An 18,451-nucleotide genomic window follows, 5' to 3' on the forward strand; every position below is an offset into this window, starting at 1 on the left:
CGTCTTGCCAGGGGCTGGTCCCGGCCTCCGCCTCCGCGGGCCTGGCCAGCTCCGGCGGGTTGGTTACGGCCGGACACACCTACCCCAATGCGGCATTGGTTGCACTGAACGCACCGAACGCCGCATTGGGTGCGTTGGGCGCACCGAACGCCACATTGGGGCGCTCCGCCCACCCCGCCACCGCGACGTCAACGCCAGTCGTCCCGCGAGGACAACGTTCAGCTGTGAGCGAGCTCCCGCTGCCGCAGCACCTTCCGCAGGATCTTGCCCGCGGCGGACTTCGGGATGGCGTCCACGAACTCCACCTGCCGCACCTTCTTGTACGGCGCCACCCGCTCGGCCACGAACGCCTGCACCGCGGCCTCGTCCAGCTCCGGTGACCGGCGCACGACGAACGCCTTGGGCACCTCGCCCGCCTCGTCGTCGGGCACGCCGATCACGGCCGCGTCGGCGATGCCCGGGTGCGTCAGCAGCAGCGCCTCCAGCTCGGCCGGCGGGACCTGGAAACCCTTGTACTTGATCAGTTCCTTGAGCCGGTCGACCACGTGGAACACGCCGCGGTCGTCGACGGTCACGATGTCGCCGGTGTGCAGGTAGCCGTCGCTGTCGATGGTCGCGGCGGTGGCGGCGGGATTGTTGAGGTAGCCGCGCATCACGTTCGGGCCGCGCACCCACAGCTCGCCGCGCTCGGCGTCGTCGCCGGTCACGGGGTCGACCACGCGGGCCTCGACGCTCGGCATCAGCAGCCCGATCGACCCGCGGTCGACGTCGGGCCGGTCGGCCGGGATGCCGTGCGTGCAAGGGCTCGTCTCGGTGAGGCCGTAGCCCTGCAGCACTGTGACGTTCAGCCGCGCGGCCAGCTCCTGGGCGATGCCGGCGTCGAGGGGCGCGGCGGCGCTCATCACCACGTCGACGCAGCCGAGGTCGTAGTCGGTCACGAACGGGACCTTCGCCAGCGCCAGCGCGATCGGCGGCGCGATGAACAGGTGGTCCACGCGGTGTTCGGCCACGGCGGCGAGGAAGCCCTTGAGGTCGAACCTCGGCATGGTCACCACGGTCGCCCGGTTGAGCAGGCTGATGTTCATGATCCCGTTCATGCCGTAGATGTGGAACAGCGGCAGCACGGCGATCGCACGCTTGCCCGGGCGCAGCTCCGTCAGCGGTTGCATCTGGCTGAGGTTCGCGACGACGTTCCGGTGCGTCAGCAGCACGCCCTTCGGCAGGCCGGTGGTGCCCGAGGAGTACGGCAGCACGGCGAGGTCGTCGGCCGTCGGTTCCGGCGGCGCGGCGGCGGTGCCGGCGAGCAGGTCGTCGAGCGACGTCACGCCGTCGGCCGCGTCGAGCACCACGATCTCTTCGACGCGTACGCCTTCCTCTTTCACGGCGGCGCGCGCGTTGCCGAGCCCGGCGGAGGTGGTGAACAGGATCCGCGCGCCCGCGTCACGCAGCTGGTGCGCCAGCTCCACGGGGGTGTTGAGCGGGTTGGCGGGTGACACCGCGGCGCCCGAGCGCAGCACGCCGTGGAACACGACGGGGTACTCGGCGCAGTTCGGTGCGGCGAGCACGGCGACGTCGCCCCGGCCGATGCCCCGCTCGGCCAGCGCGGCGGCCAGGCGCTCGACGGCCGTGGCGAGCTCGCCGTAGGTCAGTCGCCTGCCCGAGCCGGCGTCGATGACCGCGGCGCGCGCGGCCTCCTCGGGCGTGAGCGAGCCCAGCAGCAGGCCGGGCAGGGATCCGTCGGGGATGACGACGTCGGGGTAGGTGCTGCGAATGGCCATCGCTCCTCCTGGGCAGGCCGCGGGTTCAACGCACGGGCTTGGGTTCCTTGGGTAGCCCGAGCAGCAGATCTCCGACGATGCCGCGCTGGATCTGAGACGAGCCGGCGTAGATCGTGCCGGCGCGGGAATTGAGGTAGACGCTGGTCCATGACGCAGTCGAGTTCGGCGCGCCGGGATCGTCGGTGTGGTACCAGTTCGGCGACGGCCGCCCCGACGGCGTGAGCGCGTCTAGGCCGAGCACGTCGAGCGCGAGCTCCGTGACCAGGCGATGGTACTCGCTCCACAGCAGCTTGAAGGCCGCTGCGCGCGGCCCGGGCTCCTCGCCGTCGATCAGTAACGCGGCCGTGCGGAGGCCGTGGCAGCGCAGCTGTTCCACCTGCACGTGGCACCACGCGACGCGGCGGCGGATGTCCGGATCAGTGTCCAGGCCACGCTCGCGGACCAGGTCGACCAGCCGGTCGAGCTCGGCGCGGAAGCGGATCGGGGCGTGCAGCGCGGTTTCGCCGCGCTCGAACCCGAGCAAGGTCATCGCGACGGCCCAGCCGCGGTCGACGTCACCCACCACGAGCTCGCGGTCGGTGGTGGCGTCGGTGAAAAAGACCTCGTTGAAGTCGGTGCCGCCGGTGATGTTGCGGATCGGCCGGATTTCCACGCCGGGCTGGTCGAGCGGGACCAGCAGCATGCTGATCCCCTTGTGCGGCGCGGCTTCGCGGTTGGTGCGGGCGAGCACGAACATCCAGTTGGCCAGGTGTGCGCCCGAGGACCAGAGTTTCTGGCCGTTGAGCCGCCACCGGTCGCCGTCGGGCTCGGCGCGCAGGGCGAGCGATGCGAGGTCGGACCCGGCGCCCGGCTCGGAGAAGCCCTGGGCGAACACGTACTCACCGGTGACTATCCGCGGCAGAAACCTCGCGCACAGCTCGGGTTTGGCCCAGCGGAGCATGGTGTTGCCGAGCATGCCGATGCCGAACGCGTCGTTGTCGGAGCCGAACGGGATCCCGGCTGTGGACAGTTCTTCCACCAGCACCACGAGTTCGGCCGGGCTGAGGCCGGCGCCGCCGTACTCGACGGGCCACGCGGGCGCGACCCAGCCGCGCTCCGCCAGGGCCGCGCGGGCCCGGGTGCGGAACTCGGCGTAGGCGTCGCCTTCGAGGCCGCCGATGCCGCGCCAGCCGGGCGGCACGAGGGCGGCGACGAACTCGCGGACCTGCTCGCGGAAACTTCCCACGCGCCCTCCTGCCTGGGTGACAACTCTGTCCTGACCTCAACAGTTGCGTAGATAGACCCGATAGTCAATGCTTCGATGCGGGCCTGGATCTTCGAGGAGGCGTGATGGGTTACGCGACGACGGACGAACAGCGCGAGCTCGCCAGGTCGGTGCGGCGGATGCTGGCCGACGCCGCGCGCACGGCGCCGCTGCCGCCCGCGTGGGAAGCCGCGGGCGCGGGCCTCGACGGAGCCCTGTGGAAGACCTTCGCGGACGCCGGGCTGCTCGGGTTGGGCGTGCCCGAGGAACGCGGCGGGTCCGGTGGTGGTTTGCGGGAACTGTGTGTGGTGGCCGAGGAAGTCGGGGCCGCGTTGCCGCGGATCCCGTTCGCCGCGGCGGTTTCCGCGGTGGCCGTTCTGAGTTCTGTGCACAATGTGGACAACTTTGTGGATGGTTCGGCCGTGGCGGTGGCGGCGTGGGAGACGTTCCCCGTTTTTCCTGGGCATCGTTCGCCGTTGCGGCTGAGTGGGTCCACTGTGGACGGCGTGCTGCGCGTGGTGCCGTTCGGGCTCGACGCGGACGTGCTCGTGGCGGCCGTCGAGGGTCGGTTCGTGCGGATCGACCTGACGGCGGCCGGGGTGCGGCGCGAGTCGGTGGGCGCGTTCGACGTGATCGAGCCGGCCGCGGTGATTTCGTTTTCTTCGGTACCGGTTGTCGAGCTGTCTTCGGCTGACGTGTCGGCTCGGGTACTGACGGTGCTCGCGGCGGAGCTGGTCGGAACGGGACAGCGGGCGCTCGACGGCGCGGTGGAGTACGCGAAGCAACGGCAGCAGTTCGGGCGGGCGATCGGGTCGTTCCAGGCGCTCAAGCACCTGCTCGCCGACCGGTTCGTGCAGCTCGACGCGGCACGGCTGCTGGTCGAGTGGGCCGCTTCCACCGTGGACGCCGGTGTTGAGGCCCTGCCCGCGGCGCGCACCGCCGTGGTTGCCGCGAGCGACGTCGCCGACGCCGCGACGCGCGATGCGCTCCAGGCCCACGGTGGCATCGGCTTCACCTGGGAGCACCCGGCGCACGTCCATCTCAAGCATGCCCGCGCGCGCCGCCAGCTGCTCGGCTCGGCGGCACGCCAGCTCGACGCGGTGGCGGAGCACGTGTTCGCCTGAAACGTGGGTGCTTCCTTGATCCGGTTCGGGTAGTTTTCCGATCCGGAAAGAGGGGGAAATATTCATGCGGATTGTCGTGATCGGTGCTGCGCTGCTCGTGGCGCTGGCGGCGTGCAGTTCTGGGCCGCAGGCAAGCGCACCCGGGCCTGAGGCGCTGGGACCCGACGGCTTGCGCGGCCTTGCGCCGGGCGTCACCAAGGCGGCGACGGGCACCACGCTCGCGGCCCAGCCGATGTCGGGCTTCGACGGCTGCGAGTCGTACTCGTTCGCGGGCGGGCCGGCGCCCGAGCCGGGTGCGCTCGAGGCCGAACAGCAGGCCGTCGCCAAGGCCGACGACCTGAACCACAAGGCCCAGGACGCCGACGCGCACGTGCTGGATCCGGGGCTGCGCGGTTCGGCGGCTGACTACGCGAAGTCAGCCGCTCAGTCGGCCGCGGCAGCCAAGCTGAGCGCGCAAGCCGCGGCGGCCACGGTCAGCGTCACCGAGCTGCGCGAGGAGCGCGCGGCCGAGCTCGCGGCGAGCGGCGGCGCCGTCTTCTCCGGTGAAAAGCTGCGCTCGGTCGTCGCTCCGCCGCAGGTCAAGACGCCCGAGGGGGCCGGCGCGGGCACGCCGCTGGCCGATCTGCACCGGCTCTACGACGCCAAGGGCCTCAAACCGACGCCGGCCGGGCACTTCGCGGTGGCCGTGCCGGGACACCCGACGTGGACGTACGACTTCACGGCCGAAGGCCCGAAGGTCACGTACGTCGCGTTGCTGGACGCCTCCGTGAAGTGCGGCTGATGGTCAATTATCCCGGTACGAGAGGACACTCCCGGCCGGCCGCCGTCGACCCGGTGGAGCCGCGCGTGGTCTGATCGACTTCAGGAGTCTTGCTGAAGGAGTGCGCGTGACGAGATTTGAGTTTCCCGGGTCTCAGGGCACGCCGCTGGCGGCGCGGCTGGAGCTGCCGGAGGGCGAGCCCAAGGCGTACGCGCTCTTCGCTCACTGCTTCACGTGCAACAAGGACGTGGTCGCGGCGACGCGGGTCGCACGGGGGCTCACGGCGTTCGGCGTGGCCGTGCTGCGGTTCGACTTCACCGGGCTCGGCGGGTCGGAGGGCGAGTTCGCCAACACGGACTTCAGCTCGAACGTCGCCGACCTGGTCGCGGCCGCGAACCACCTGCGAGAGGAGTACGCCGCCCCGAAGCTGCTGATCGGGCACTCGCTCGGTGGCGCTGCCGTGCTGGCCGCGCGGCACGCCGTGCCGGAGGTGCGGGCCGTGGCGACGATCGCCGCGCCCGCCGATCCGCAGCACGTGGCGAAGCTGCTGGGTGACTGTCGCGAGCAGATCGAGCGGCACGGCGAGGCCGAGGTGGTGCTGGCGGGGCGGCCGTTCCGCATCCGCAAGCAGTTCCTGGACGACATCGCCGCGCAGCCGCAAGCGGAGCGGATCCGGGGGTTGAAGGCGGCGCTGCTGGTGCTGCATTCGCCGGTGGATGCCGAGGTCGGCGTGGAGAACGCCCGCGTCATCTTCGACACCGCGCGGCACCCGAAGTCGTTCGTCGCGCTCGACGGTGCCGACCACCTGCTCACGGGCCGCGCGGACGCCGCGTTCGCCGCGGACATCCTCGCCACCTGGGCCAAGCGCTACCTGGCCTGACCTGCGCCCCAATGTGGCGTTCGGTGCGTTGAGCGCACCGAACGCCGCATTGGGTGCGCTCAACGCAACCAACGCCACATTGGGGTGGCGTCAGCTCAGCACGTCACGCCACTTGTCGGCCAGCGAGGTCAGGAACGCCGGGTCGCTGGAGGCCACCTTCGGGAAGGTGGCCAGGCGTTCGAAGGGGCGGCAGGCGTCGATGATGGCGCGGCTGTTGTAGGCGGGAGAACCGTCCACGTACAGCGGGTCCAGCTTGCTGCCCCACGTCTGCTTCATGATCTCGATGTCGCGGGACGGGTCGCTGCGGGTGGACATGGCCCAGATGACCTCGTCGGGGTCGGCGGGGTCGACGTCGTCGTCCACGACGACCACGTAGCGGTTCATGTACGCCGCGGCGGGGCACTGGGCGGCGAGGTACGCGACCTGCCGCGCGTGGCCGGGGTAGCGCTGCTGCAGCGAAACGGCGATGAACAGCCGGCCGCCGCCCGATTCGTGCGCCCACGCCTTCACCACGCCCGGCACGCCCGTGGCGGCGAGCTCGTCGTGGATCATCGCCGACTTCATCACGGTCCGCATGTACGAGTAGTCGTGCGGCGGTTTCCCGGGCGGCGCGCCGAGCAGGATCGGGTTGTCGCGGTAGTACATGCGCGTGATGTCGATGGCCAGGTTCGGCCGGCGCTTGCCGGAGTAGTACCCGGTCCACTCGCCGAACGGGCCTTCGTCTCGCTGGTGGTCCGGCCGCAGCCAGCCCTCGATGGCGATCTCGCTGCCGGCGGGGATGGGGAGGCCGGTGTCGGGGCCCAGCACGACCGGCACCCGCGAACCCAGCACCGCGCCCGCGTACTCCAGCTCCGAGACCCCGCCCGGCACCTCCGTGCCGCCGAGCACGAGCAGCAGCGGGTCGTGGCCGAACGACACCGTGACCGGCGCCCGGCCTTCCTTCTCGAACCAGGCCCGCACGTTCTGGTCGCCGTGCTTGCCCGGCACCATCGCGACGGTGACGCCGCGGCCGTCGTCCTGGACCTCCATGCGGTAGCAGCCGCCGTTGTGGACGCCGGTTTCCGGGTTGGAGGTCACCACGAAGCAGCCGGTGCCGATGAATCGCCCACCGTCGTCGGCGTGCCAGCGCGGCACGGGGAAGTCGAGGAGGTTGACCTCGGAGCCGGCCACGGAGTTGGCCAGCAGGGGCGCGTCCGACACCGGCAGCACGGGGAAGTCCCGCGCGGCGGCCGACCACTGGGACGGCTTGCCGCGCAGGGCGTCCACCACGCCGACGGAGTCGAGGTCCTCGCCGAGGCGCAGCGTGCGGCCCAGCCGGCGTGGTGAACCCGTGCTGCCCGTCAAGACGCGCAGGCCGCTCGCGTAGCCCTTGATGTCGTCGAACAGCAGCGCGGGCGGTGGGTCCATCCGGTAGCTCAGCTCGGCGATGCCGCCCAGTTCGAGGTCCCAGTCGGCGCCCTTCACGTCGCGCAGTTCGCCGTAGCCCGCGATCGCGTCGAGGTGGGTGCGGAGGCTGAGGAGGGGTTCGTCCGTCACTGCGTGCCGCCGAAGAACGAGGCCAGCGAGGGCCACAGGTCCGGTCGCTCCAGGAGGCTGAGGTGGCGGGTCTTCTCCAGGACGCGCAGCTCGGCGTTGGCGATGCCCGCGGCCACTGCCTCGGACATCGCGGGCGGAGTCGCGTAGTCCTCTTCGCCGACGACCACGAGCGTCGGGGCCGTCACGTCGCCGAGGCGGGTACGCGCGTCCAGACCGCCGAGTGCGCGGCAGGCAGCACCGTGAGCTGCGGAGTCGGTCTTGAGGAAGATCTCGCAGACGCGCTCGACCTCGTCCGGGTGGCCGGTGAGGAACGGCTCGGCGAACCACCGGTCGCGCTGGAAGTCGAGCTGCTTGTCCCGGGGCACCGTCGTCGCCCGCTCGGCTCGCTCCGCCCAGACCGGCACGGCATCGTCACCGTAGTACGCCGTGCCGTCGGCCAGGACCAGCCGGTGCACGAGCTCGGGCCGCGTCGCCGCGAGGGCCAGCGCGGTGCTGGCGCCCATGGACAGGCCGACGACGTCGGCGGGGCCGGCGTCCGCGGCGGCGATCACGGCCGCCGCGTCCGCCGCCATGTCGTCGACCGTGAAGTCGGCACCGTCCCAAGTGGACTCGCCGTGGCCGCGCGCGTCCAGGGCCAGCACCTGCGCCTCAGCCGAGAAGAACCGCGCCACCGGGTCCCAGACCGCTCCGGACAGCGCGAGCGGGTGCAGGAGCAGCAGCGGCCGGCCGGACGTTCCCGTCCGGTGGACGTGCAGCGTGCCCTGCGGGGTTTCGACGTTCACGCGGTGGCCCTTTCGTTCTTGGCGGCCCGGCGCGTGGCCGCGGCCTTGATCGCGGCGTGGATCTCGGAGTACGTGCCGCAGCGGCAGATGTTGCCCTCCAGGTGCTCCACGACCTCTTCGTCGGTCGGCTGCGGGTTCTCGCCCAGCAGCTCGTGGGCCATCATCACGAACCCGGGAATGCAGTAACCGCACTGCATCGCGCGGTTGGCGACGAACTCGTCCACCACCTCGTCATCGGCCGGCAGGCCGTCGGCGGTGGTGATCTCGGCACCGTCGAAGCGCGCGGCCCGCGAGAGGCACGTCGACACGCTCTTGCCCGACACCAGCGCCGTGCAGGCGCCGCACGCGCCGACGCCGCAGCCCTCGCGCACGCTCGTGGTGCCGAACTCGCGGCGCAACACGTCGAGCAGCAACTCGTCGTCGGCCACGCCCAGCTTGCGGCGCAGGCCGTTGACCTTCAGCTCGATCTCCCTCACGACTGTTCCTCCAGCGCGGTCAGAATGCGTTCCGGCGTCAGCGGCAGCTGCGTGATGCGCACGCCGGTCGCGTCGCGCACGGCGTTGGCGATGGCCGGCGCGAGCGGGATGATGGTGGTCTCGCCGACGCCCTTCGCGCCGAACGGACCCGTCCGATGTGGACTCTCGATGATGATCGGCGTGAGCTTGTCCGGCATGTCCTTGATGGACGGCAGCTGGTAGTCCAGCAGCGTGCCGTTCACGATCTGGCCCTCGTCGAACACCATCTGGTCGAACAGCGCGTGCCCGATCCCCATGATCGCCGCGCCGGAAAGCTGCTGCTCCACCATCGCGGGGTTGATCGCACGGCCCACGTCACCGGCCACAGCCAGGTGCTCGATGTGCACGCGCCCGGTCGCCGTGTCCACGGTGAGCTGCACCGCGGCCGCACCGGCGAACCAGTGCTCGGTGACCTGCGGCGACAGGCCGTTCTCGTGGTCGTACGGCTGCCACGACGTGGTGAAGTTGGCCTCCGCCGTCAGCGTCGTGCCGCGCGCCCCGAAGTGCCCGTGCAGCAGCTCCGACACGGACACGGTCTCCTGCGTCTGCGCGCTGACGAGACCGTCGGACGTGAGCTTGATGTCCGTCGCCACCACGCCGAAGCGCTCCGCCGCCAGCTCCACGAGCTTGTCGCGCATGTTCTCCGCGGCCAGGCGCACGGCGTTGCCGGTGTGGTACGTCGAGCGGCTGCCGGCGGTGATCGTGTCGTAGGGCGTCACGTCGGTGTCGGCCTGGACCACGCGCACGTCGCCCTCGCCGAGGCACAGCACCTCGGCCGCGATCTGCGCCATGATCGTGTCGCTGCCCTGGCCCATGTCGATGGTGCTGATCAGCAGCGACGCCGAACCGTCCTGGTTGAGCTGCACCACGGCGTTGGAGATCGTCGGCGTGAGCACGGCCTTCATGCCGACTGCGACGCCGCGGCCGCGCACCAGCGTGCCCTCCTGCTTCACGAACGGCGTGCCCCACTCGATCGCCTCGGTCACGGCGTCGAGGCTGCCGAGGAAGTCGGCGCTGTGCATCGGCGTGCCGACCGGCGCGATGTCGCCTTCGCGCAGCATGTTGCGGCGGCGGAACTCCGCCGGGTCCTCGCCGAGCTGCCGCGCGAGCTCGTCGGCCAGCGACTCGTGCGCCCACGTGACCTGCGGCACGCCGAACCCGCGGAACGGCCCGGCCGACGGCTTGTTCGTGTACACGCACCGGGACCGCACGTGCACGTTGTCCACTTTGTACGGACCCGGCGCGACCAGGCCCGATTTCGCGGTGATACGCGGGCCGACATCGGCGTAGGCGCCGGTGTCGTAGCGGACGTCCGAAGTGGACGCCACGATCATCCCGTTCTCGTCGGCGGTCATGCTGCCCGCCACCGCGCAGCCGTGGCGCGTGGTCAGCAGGAAAGCTTCTTCGCGCGTCGCCGTGATCTTCACGGCCATCTTCTGCGTCCACGCCAGCGCCGCGACCAGCGGTTCCAGCCGGTCGTACATCTTCGCGCCGAAGCTCCCGCCCAGCGGCGCGGTGCGCACGCGGACGCGGTTCAGCGGCAGGTCCAGCAGGTCGGCCAGCGACTGCCGCACGTACGACGGCGTCTGAGTGGTCGCCAGCAGCTCCAGCCGCTCGCCCTCGCACCAGGCGGCCGCGTACGGCAGCTCGATCGGCACGTGGTGCGTCGGCGGGCACCAGAAGTCGTAGGACACCGTGGTGCCGCTGACGCTCGACGGGTCGCCCTTGCGCAGGTTGTACTCGTAGTTCACGTTCGTGTCGCGCTTGCCGCGCAGGTGCTTCAGATCGCCGAAGACGATCGAAGGCCGCAGCTCGTCGTGCACGAACGGTGCGCCCAGCACGGCCTTGTCGACGTCGTGCACCGGCTCGAGCTCGTCGTAGGAGACCTCGATCAGCTCGGCCGCCTCGCGCGCCTGCTTGGCGCCGTGGGCGATCACTGCGGCGATGGGCTCGCCGACGTAACGCACCTTGCCGTAGGCGAGGCACGGCTGGTCGGAGAACGCCGGGCCGGTCATGAGCCGGTCGCCGAACTCCGCGTACAGGTCGGCGCCGGTCACCACGGCGACCACGCCTTCGGCCGCGAGCGCGCGGCTCGTGTCGATGGCGGTGATCTTCGCGTGCGGGCGGGTGCTGCGGTGCACGGCGACATCGAGGCAAGGCCGCACCGGCTGGTCAGCTGCGTATTGCAGCTCACCGCGGACCTTGGCCCGGCCGTCGACGCGCGCCCAGCGTTCACCGACGGCGGCGACCGAAGATCGAGACTCGACGGTGGTCATCGTTGCCCTCCTTCCAGGAGTTGCGGATAGCTTCTTCGACGGCCACGAGGCCGAGGCGCCGCTTGTAGTCGGAACTCCCGCGCACGTCGGGAATCGGGTCGAGCAGGGGTGTCGCGGCTTCCTTCGCGGCGCCGACGACGTCGTCCACTGACGTGTCGGCCGACGCTTCGAACTGCAGGAACACCGGCACGTGGCTCAATGCGCCGAGGCCGAGCCGGACGTCGCGCTTGCCGCGCGAGCGCTCCACGACGAGCGCGGCAGCCGAAGCCGCGGGCCAGTCGTTGGCCGCGAGGCTGGAGAGCTTCGCGAAGTGCGCGCCCGCGGACTCGGGCTGGGTGGGGATCTCGATCGCCGACACGAGCTCGCCGTGCTCCAGCGCGGTCTGCTGGAAGTCGACGAAGAACTCGCGCGCCGGCACCTTGCGCGAACCGCGGCGCGAGGTGAGTTCCACTGTGGCGTCGAGCACCATCAACGCCGTCGGCGGGTCGAGCCGGTAGTCGCCGTGGGCGATGTTGCCGCCGACGCTCGCCGTGTTGCGCACACGCGGGTTGGCCACGCGGCTGTAGACCTCGGCCGCGAGCGGGGCGACGCGGCGGACGATCGGGCTGGTTTCCATGCGCCGCAACGTGACCAGCGGGCCGACTCGCAGCCCCTTCGACGTCTCGGAGATCTCGTCCAGGCCCGTCACACCGCCGATGTCGACCAGATCAGTGGCGAACAGCACACCCTGCTTGAGCAGGATCTGCACGGCTGTGCCGCCGCCGTAGACCATCGTGTCCTCACCGTCGTCGAGGAGCGCGCAGGTCTCGTCGAGCGTGGTGGGGTAGTGGTAGGCGGTCATTTCTTCCCGCCGAACAGCTTCGCGAGCAGGCGGCGCCACCAGGATTCCTTCGCGGGCGCGGCGTCACCGGCCGGCGTCTCGGAGACCCGCTTCTTCGGGCCTTCCCGTTTGGCGATCACGCTCGCAAGCCCGGGGTTGTCCGGCCCGGGCGGGCCCGCGGCGCAGATCTCGGCGAACGCGGACACGAACTCCCGCTCCACCTCCTGCGAGCGGCGCCGGACGATCGACTCGCCCATGCGCCCGATCTTGCCCCAGATCGCGACGTCGAGGCTGTATTCCACTTTGGATGAAGACGCACCGTCGGGCTGTACGCCGAGCCGCGCGTCGATCTTGATCGAGCTGCCGAGCTTGTGGTCCTCGCCCTTCAGGAGGGCCTTGACCTCCTCGGGCTCGGTCAGCTCCGTGATCTCGGCGGAGAACCCGGCGCTGAACTTCACGTGCGCGATCTCGTTGACCAGCTTGCCGCGGTAGTGCGTGCTGTCCGAACGGACGAGCTCAGCGGCGCCGGGGATGGCGACCCGCATCGTGTCAGGGTCGAGGAAATGGGCGAAAACGCGTTTGTGGTCCGCGGGGACGACAAAGGAGGATCCAAGCTTCATAATGACCACCATAGAGGACTAAGTGTCTGCTCCACAGGACGTTAACACGGTCCTGGCGAGTCCGGAAAGGGCTCGGCTACCGTGCGCTGAGGCAGAATGGCGAGGGGTGACGGATCATGAGCGACGTTCCGGCGGTGCTGAACGCGGTGCGGCTCCTGGAGCGGATTGCCCGCGATTGGCCGGAAGCGGTGTCTTCCGGAGCGCTGATCGAGGAGCTCGGGCTCAATCGCAGCACGGCGTACAACATCCTCGGCACGCTGCAGCGGGCCGGCTGGACCACGTCGCGCGGCGACCGCGGTGGCTGGTCACTGGGGCCGCGGCTGCTGTCGATGGCCCGCGTGTCCGAGGACTGGATGACCGACATCGTGCAGCAGGAGCTCGATTCGCTGAGCCAGCGCACGGGGTTCATCGTCTTCGCGGTGCAGCGCCACGGTGCCACCGACTACTCAGTGCTGGCGAAGGGTGACCGCGGCAAGGGGGTGCGGATCACCGTCGGCATCGGCGACACCTTCCCGTTCTCCGCGCCCGCCATCATGCGCGCGTTCCACGCGTGGGATGACCCGGCGCACGTCGAGCGGCTCGCGGAGCGTTACGGGCTGGAGGGTTTCACGGCCGAAACCATCACCACGCGTGCCGCGCTGCGCGAGGAGCTGGCGGCCACACGGGAGCGCGGCTACAGCGTCAGCATCAGGGAGTTCGACCTCGGTCAGTCCGGGTTGGCTGCGCCGGTGTTCGACGCTCAGCGGCGCGTGTCGATGGTCGTCTGCACGCTCGCGTTCTCGTCGGAGCTCAACGAGTCCACTGTGGATCAACATGGCGCACTGATCCGCGAATGCGGCCTCAGGATCACCGATCGAACCGGAGGTGCGGTCAAAATCGACGAATAGTTCCGCATTTGCGGAAGTATTCCGATCTTGCCTGGCCACGGGTTTCTTGACCGCTGTCGACCGGCTCGCTTAATGTGCCGCATGCGGGACTCAATGTCCTCAATAGAGGACAACCTGTCCCGCCCTCCGAATCTCGATCCGGCCCATGGCGGCCCGGAAAGGAGATGGCCATGAGCGATGTCGCCGTCAAATCCACCTCGTGGACCAAGACTCTGACCCGCACCCAATGGCGGTCACTGATCGCAGCCAACCTCGGCTGGCTGTTCGACGGCTTCGAGACCTACGCCCTGATCCTCACAGCGGCGGTGGTGCTCAAGCGGCTCGACCCTGGCGCGCCCGCGAGCCAGGTCGCCTTCCTGACCGGCGCCACGATCGCCGTGACGCTCCTGGGCTGGGGCTTCGGCGGCATCCTCGGCGGCGTCTTCGCCGACTACTTCGGCCGGCGCCGGGCGCTGCTGACGTCGATGGTCCTGTACGCGGCGTTCACGGGCCTCACCGCGGTGTCGTGGTCGTGGACGTCGTTCCTGGTCCTGCGCTTCATCACCGGCTTCGCGCTCGGTTCGGAGTGGGGCACGGGCACGTCGCTGGTCGCGGAGACCTGGCCGGCCCACGCCAGGGCCAAGGCCGCCGGGCTCATGCAGTGCGGCCTCGGGCTGGGCTTCTTCATCGCGTCGGCCTGCTGGCTCTTCATCTCGCCGCTGGGTGCGGACTCGTGGCGCTACATGTTCCTCATCGGAGTGCTGCCGGCCGTGTTCGCGCTGTGGCTGCGCAAGTCCGTGCCGGAGTCCGAGAACTGGAAGAGCGCGCACAAGCGGCGCAAGGAGCTCAAGGAACGCAAGGGCCAGCAGCTCACCGAACACGAGCAGTCGTTCACGCGGCTCACGTTGCGCCAGATCATGATCGACCCCAAGCTGCGCAAGCTGACCATCCTCGGGTCGCTCATGTCACTGGTCACCACACTCGGCTGGTGGGGCATCTCCACGTGGGTGCCCGCGTACGTCGCTTCAGTCGCGGCCCACAACGGAGCTTCAGGGCAGTCGTGGGCCAGTGCGGCCGGGATGATCTACAACGCGGGCGCCATCGCCGGGTACATCTCGTTCGGCTTCATCGCCGACCGCTTCGGCCGAAAACCCGCGGTACTGCTGTTCTTCGGTGCGTCACTGGTCCTCACGCCCGTGCTGTTCCTGTGGACGCACAGCCTCGGCCTGATCGTGGTCGTGCTGGTGATCAACGGCTTCTTCACCCTCGGCCAGTACACCTGGATGCCGGTGTGGCTGCCGGAGTTCTACCCGACGCACCTGCGCGCGACCGGCGCCGCGTTCGTCTTCAACGCCGCGCGCTTCATCGCCTTCCTCGGCCCGCTCACCGCGGGCGCGATCATCTCCCAGCTCGGCGGTTACGGCGTGGCCGCCACAGTTGTCGGGCTCATCTACATCCTCGGCCTCATCGTCGCCCCGTTCTGCCCCGAAACCCGCGGCCAGCAGCTTCCCGACTGATCGCCTGACCCCTCCCCCGTGAAAGGCCCCCGAATGTCGACCGTTCGCATCAACGCGCCGACCGGCGGTGGCACCGGCATACGCCCGGCCACCGCACGCATCCTGATCTTCGCCTTCCTGGGCACCCTGTTCGACGGCGCGGAGCTGAACCTCGTCGGCTATCCGCTCGCGTACCTGTCGGAAAGCCTGCACGTGAGCACCATCCAGATCGTGCAGGTGGCGACGCTGCAGGGCTTCGCCTCGATCGCCGGCGGCATCCTCGTCGGCTGGCTCGGCGACCTCTACGGGCGCCGCTGGACCTACACCGGTTCGGTCGTCGTGTTCGGCATCGCCGCGCTGCTCGGCGGGCTCGCGCCCAACTACGCGCTGTTCCTGCTCACGCGGCTGCTCGCCGGCGTCGGCATGGGCGGGCTCTTCGGCCTGTCGTACTCGATGTTCACCGAGGCGTGGAAGACGAGCAGGCGCGGCCTGATGGGCGGCTCGATCCAGTCGATGTACATCGTCGGGCAGATCGTGACCGAAGGCGTCATCTACTTCTGCATCGTCCAGTTCGGCACCGCGTCGGGCTGGCGCGCGGGCTACATCATCATCGGTGCCGTGACGCTGCTGATCGGTGTGCTGTCGGCGATCATGCTGCCCGAGTCGGAGCAGTGGCGGACCTACCAGCGGGAGCTGCGCGAGGGCCGCGTGCCCGAGGACAAGCGGCGCACCAAGGTGCCGATCTTGGACCTGTTCCGCAACGGCTACGCCGGCGGCACCATCCTGTTCATGGGCATCGCGACGGCGCTGTTCCTCACCACGAACTCGATGATCTCGTACCTTTCGACGTTCCTGATCAAGGTGGAGAAGGTGCCGCTCGGCACGGCCAGCCTGATCGTGCTGCTCAACCTCATCGTCACGGCGGTCACCTATCCGATGGCCGGCGCGCTGTCCGACAAGATCAAGCGCAAGTGGGCCATGTCCGTCGCCGGCGCGTTCGGCGTCATCGGCTTCGCCTGGTTCCTCATCCTCGTGGTGGGCCACAACGCGAAGATCGGGGCGAACTTCTGGGGCGCGCCGACGTTCTGGGCGCTGATGTTGTGCGCCGCGGGTGCCAGCGGCTTCGGCGTGCTCGGCGTGTGGATGGCGGAGTTCTTCCCCACGCGCGTGCGCTCCACCGGCTCGAACCTCAGCTACTACGCCGGCCGCGGACTGGGCGCGGGGCTGTTCCCGCTCATCGCGCTGTCGATCGCCGGCACGGTGCCGCTCGCGCTGGCGTTCGGCATCGTCGGCCCGGTCGCGGCGGCGGCGCTCGCTCTGGCCGCGCCCGACTCGACCGGGCGGCGGATCGAAGCCGTCGAGTAGGTCTTCAGCTGTGGTGCCTTGCCCGGTCCGTCGTCACTCGGCGGACCGGGCAAAACGCTGCCCTGCAAGGGATGGACGCTAGACCGGCTTGGTCGCGACCAGCTTGGCCACGGAAAACACGCCGGCGGCCCGGGCCGCGTCGAGCGCGACCTTCGAGTCGTGGAAGAGATCGTTGCGGTCACCTTCGTAAGTGAGCCACTTGTCCCGCTCCTCCTCGGGCGTCGAGCCCCAGCAAGGGCCGGACGGGAAGAGGTCGACCGCTTCGCGCACGTCGAACCCGGCGGAGACCAGCATGTTCCGGTACTGCTCGACGGTGGCGTGGTACGGGATGCAGAACCCACGGTTGACCTCGGCCATGACCGCGTCGATCTGCTCGGCGCTGCGGTGTTCGCCCCACGGGCGCTGGATCCAGTCCACGGCGGCCAGGGTGCCGCCCGGGCGCAGCACCCGGAACGCGGCGTTGAAGAAGGCCTGTTTGTCCGGCAGGTGGACCACCGACTCCTGGTAGGTGATGGCCGCGAACGCGGCGTCCGGCCACGCCCCGAGCGTCTGGTACTCGGTGTCCCCGACCGAGTGGAAGAAAGCCTTGTCCGCCAAGCCACGTGCCGCGGCCAGCCGCTGGGCTTTCGCCGTCAGCGCGTCGTTGTTCGAGATGCCGACGAACCGCGCGCCCGACATGTCCGCCATGTTGACCACCGCGCCGCCGACCCCGGAGCCGAAGTCGAGCACGAGATCGCCGGCGGTGATCCCGGCCGCGGCGACAAGCTGGCGCTGCATGTCCAGCGCGGCTTCCTCCGAGGACAGTCCCGCGTTGTGAGCACGCTCGTCTCCGTGATGCCAGGCGTCCTGGGGCATCATCACGGCGTAGGCGTCGATGGCTGCGTTGTAATAGCCCCGCACGGTTTCTTCGACTCCGCCAGTGTTTGTCACTGAAGTCACTTCTGCACCCCTTCGAACCTGCCTGATGGCGCGGATGATGATGGCATCGGCCCCGGAACGCGTCCAGCCGCCAACCGGGCTGCGCGCCGGGTGCCGACTCGCGTGTGCGCGCCCGCGTACCCGCAGTACGTCGTCGTGTCGATGCGGTGTTCAGGTGAACCCGTTGATCCCGCAAGCACACTCAGACACAGCTTTTCGAGTCCGGATCGCCCCGTCAGAGGTAGCGGGTGCAGTATTCCTCCGTCTAATCTGTTCGACGGTTCACTTGTCTGTCCACCAAACGGGGGTGGCAGCGTTGAGCCGAACGCACGAATGAATGGTGAATACGGCGTCATGGTCGGAGCGAGTGTGTCGATGGCTGATTTGTCGATGTACACCCACCTCAGCGGACAACTCGAGCGGCTTTGCGAAGTAGTCGGTTTCGACGGCGCGGACGGCCGTCACCTGGGCTTATTGCGTGGACTGCTGGGCCCGCAGGGAGAAAAAAGCCTGGCGACCCCGCCTGAATTCCCCTCGAATGTGGCGGACGACACAACTCCCATCGAATTCTCGCTCGCGTTCGACACCACCGGCGAATGCGTGGTGCGGGTCCTCGGCGAGACCGTCGGCTCGAGGAGCCCCCGCGAGTTCCTCGACGCGGTGGCCGGCGAATACGGCCTGGTCACCGACCGGCTCGACGCCGTGGCCGACCTGTTCCTGCCGCACGAGGAGCGGCAGGGGCCGTTCACGCTGTGGTACTCGCTGATCTTCCGGCCGGGCCGCGCGCCGAAGATCAAGGTCTACCTGAACCCGCAGATCAGCGGCCCGTCGATGGCCGATTCCCTGGTCAGTGAAGGGCTGCGCCGGCTGAACATCGACGAGGCGTTCGATCCCATGATCGCGCACGCGCTGCGCCGCGGCGAGCGGGACAACTTCTCCTTCTTCGCGCTCGACCTCGACGACGATCCTCTCGCGCGGGTGAAGGTGTACGTGTCGCACGCGGCCGCGGATTCGGCCGACGCCGAGTTCGCGGCGGAGCTGGTGGCCGGCACCGACCCGCTGCTGATCCGCGAGTTCCTCGCCGTGCTGGGCGGCGGGAAAGGTCCGTTCGAAGATCGACCGTTGGTCTCCAGCTATTCCTTCGTGGAGGGATCGGGAGCCCGGCCGGCCAACTACAGCGTCTATCTTCCCATTCGCAGTTATGTGCCCGACGATGAAGTGGCCCGCGCCCGCGCGCACGCCGTTCTCGCGCAGTACGGCTTCGACGGGACAAAACTGGACAAAGCCCTGGCAGCGGTTTCGCAGCGCCCACTGCGGGACGGGGTCGGGCTGATCGCACACGTCTCTCTGAGAATGGGGGAATTCGGCTCGGGAATCACCGTATACCTGTCGTCTGAGGCTTATCAGGTTCTGCCGGCGCGAAAGAGACCGGTCCTCGGACCGGTCTCGTGACTGCGGTAGTTTTTCACCGA

At 69.6% G+C, this 18,451-nt stretch carries 16 protein-coding genes; 7 read left to right on the forward strand and 9 right to left on the reverse strand.

Going from position 1 to position 18,451, the window contains the following annotated elements; genetic code table 11:
* Nucleotides 1-218: 218 nt before the first annotated feature.
* Entirely contained in the window at nucleotides 219-1,778 is a 1,560-nt protein-coding gene (locus ABZU76_RS23225; RefSeq protein WP_354872967.1) for an AMP-binding protein, read from the reverse strand.
* Between the two features lie 25 nt (nucleotides 1,779-1,803).
* Complete coding sequence (locus ABZU76_RS23230; protein ID WP_354872969.1) at nucleotides 1,804-3,003, reverse strand: acyl-CoA dehydrogenase family protein; 1,200 nt, start codon at nucleotides 3,001-3,003, stop codon at nucleotides 1,804-1,806.
* A gap of 104 nt (nucleotides 3,004-3,107) precedes the next feature.
* Between ABZU76_RS23230 and ABZU76_RS23235 the strand changes: the two genes are divergently transcribed.
* From ABZU76_RS23235 to ABZU76_RS23245, 3 genes are all read left to right on the forward strand, one after another.
* Nucleotides 3,108-4,145 carry an acyl-CoA dehydrogenase family protein gene (locus tag ABZU76_RS23235; RefSeq protein ID WP_354872971.1) on the forward strand — a complete coding sequence of 346 codons (1,038 nt, stop codon included), beginning with the start codon at nucleotides 3,108-3,110 and terminating at the stop codon, nucleotides 4,143-4,145.
* A 64-nt stretch (nucleotides 4,146-4,209) separates the two neighbouring features.
* Nucleotides 4,210-4,926 (forward strand): hypothetical protein, encoded by a 717-nt coding sequence (locus ABZU76_RS23240; protein WP_354872973.1) that lies wholly within the window; start codon nucleotides 4,210-4,212, stop codon nucleotides 4,924-4,926.
* Between the two features lie 106 nt (nucleotides 4,927-5,032).
* Nucleotides 5,033-5,785, forward strand: a complete 753-nt coding sequence (locus tag ABZU76_RS23245; RefSeq protein WP_220245780.1) for an alpha/beta fold hydrolase — start codon at nucleotides 5,033-5,035, stop codon at nucleotides 5,783-5,785.
* 90 nt (nucleotides 5,786-5,875) lie between these two features.
* Here ABZU76_RS23245 and ABZU76_RS23250 read toward each other — a convergent pair whose 3' ends face one another.
* The 6 genes from ABZU76_RS23250 to ABZU76_RS23275 are packed head-to-tail and all read right to left on the reverse strand — an operon-like array spanning nucleotide 5,876 to nucleotide 12,334.
* On the reverse strand, nucleotides 5,876-7,321 hold the full coding sequence (locus ABZU76_RS23250) for a UbiD family decarboxylase (protein WP_354872976.1): 1,446 nt from the start codon (nucleotides 7,319-7,321) through the stop codon (nucleotides 5,876-5,878).
* Nucleotides 7,318-8,103 carry an alpha/beta fold hydrolase gene (locus ABZU76_RS23255; RefSeq protein ID WP_354872979.1) on the reverse strand — a complete coding sequence of 262 codons (786 nt, stop codon included), beginning with the start codon at nucleotides 8,101-8,103 and terminating at the stop codon, nucleotides 7,318-7,320. The genes ABZU76_RS23250 and ABZU76_RS23255 overlap by 4 nt, the downstream gene beginning before the upstream one ends.
* Nucleotides 8,100-8,579 (reverse strand): (2Fe-2S)-binding protein, encoded by a 480-nt coding sequence (locus tag ABZU76_RS23260; protein WP_220245783.1) that lies wholly within the window; start codon nucleotides 8,577-8,579, stop codon nucleotides 8,100-8,102. The genes ABZU76_RS23255 and ABZU76_RS23260 overlap by 4 nt, the downstream gene beginning before the upstream one ends.
* Complete coding sequence (locus ABZU76_RS23265) at nucleotides 8,576-10,894, reverse strand: xanthine dehydrogenase family protein molybdopterin-binding subunit (RefSeq protein WP_354872982.1); 2,319 nt, start codon at nucleotides 10,892-10,894, stop codon at nucleotides 8,576-8,578. The genes ABZU76_RS23260 and ABZU76_RS23265 overlap by 4 nt, the downstream gene beginning before the upstream one ends.
* Complete coding sequence (locus ABZU76_RS23270; RefSeq protein WP_354872985.1) at nucleotides 10,851-11,735, reverse strand: FAD binding domain-containing protein; 885 nt, start codon at nucleotides 11,733-11,735, stop codon at nucleotides 10,851-10,853. The genes ABZU76_RS23265 and ABZU76_RS23270 overlap by 44 nt, the downstream gene beginning before the upstream one ends.
* On the reverse strand, nucleotides 11,732-12,334 hold the full coding sequence (locus ABZU76_RS23275) for an SRPBCC domain-containing protein (RefSeq protein ID WP_354872987.1): 603 nt from the start codon (nucleotides 12,332-12,334) through the stop codon (nucleotides 11,732-11,734). The genes ABZU76_RS23270 and ABZU76_RS23275 overlap by 4 nt, the downstream gene beginning before the upstream one ends.
* A gap of 116 nt (nucleotides 12,335-12,450) precedes the next feature.
* On the opposite strand from ABZU76_RS23275, the gene ABZU76_RS23280 reads away from it, so the two are divergent.
* The 3 genes from ABZU76_RS23280 (at nucleotide 12,451) to ABZU76_RS23290 (ending at nucleotide 16,061) form a co-directional block, all read left to right on the forward strand.
* Nucleotides 12,451-13,221 (forward strand): IclR family transcriptional regulator, encoded by a 771-nt coding sequence (locus tag ABZU76_RS23280; RefSeq protein ID WP_354872989.1) that lies wholly within the window; start codon nucleotides 12,451-12,453, stop codon nucleotides 13,219-13,221.
* A 170-nt stretch (nucleotides 13,222-13,391) separates the two neighbouring features.
* A complete protein-coding gene (locus ABZU76_RS23285) occupies nucleotides 13,392-14,717 on the forward strand; it encodes an MFS transporter (protein ID WP_354872991.1) in 1,326 nt (441 codons plus the stop codon).
* A 33-nt stretch (nucleotides 14,718-14,750) separates the two neighbouring features.
* Nucleotides 14,751-16,061, forward strand: coding sequence for an MFS transporter (locus ABZU76_RS23290; RefSeq protein WP_220245789.1), 1,311 nt, complete (start codon nucleotides 14,751-14,753; stop codon nucleotides 16,059-16,061).
* A 78-nt stretch (nucleotides 16,062-16,139) separates the two neighbouring features.
* On the opposite strand, the gene ABZU76_RS23295 is transcribed toward ABZU76_RS23290, so the two are convergent.
* Complete coding sequence (locus ABZU76_RS23295) at nucleotides 16,140-17,000, reverse strand: methyltransferase domain-containing protein (protein ID WP_354872994.1); 861 nt, start codon at nucleotides 16,998-17,000, stop codon at nucleotides 16,140-16,142.
* Between the two features lie 354 nt (nucleotides 17,001-17,354).
* Between ABZU76_RS23295 and ABZU76_RS23300 the strand changes: the two genes are divergently transcribed.
* Nucleotides 17,355-18,431 carry a tryptophan dimethylallyltransferase family protein gene (locus ABZU76_RS23300; RefSeq protein WP_354872997.1) on the forward strand — a complete coding sequence of 359 codons (1,077 nt, stop codon included), beginning with the start codon at nucleotides 17,355-17,357 and terminating at the stop codon, nucleotides 18,429-18,431.
* Nucleotides 18,432-18,451 lie beyond the last annotated feature (20 nt).

This window comes from Amycolatopsis sp. NPDC005232, assembly GCF_040607795.1.
In the GTDB taxonomy this organism is placed as follows: Bacteria; Actinomycetota; Actinomycetes; order Mycobacteriales; family Pseudonocardiaceae; genus Amycolatopsis.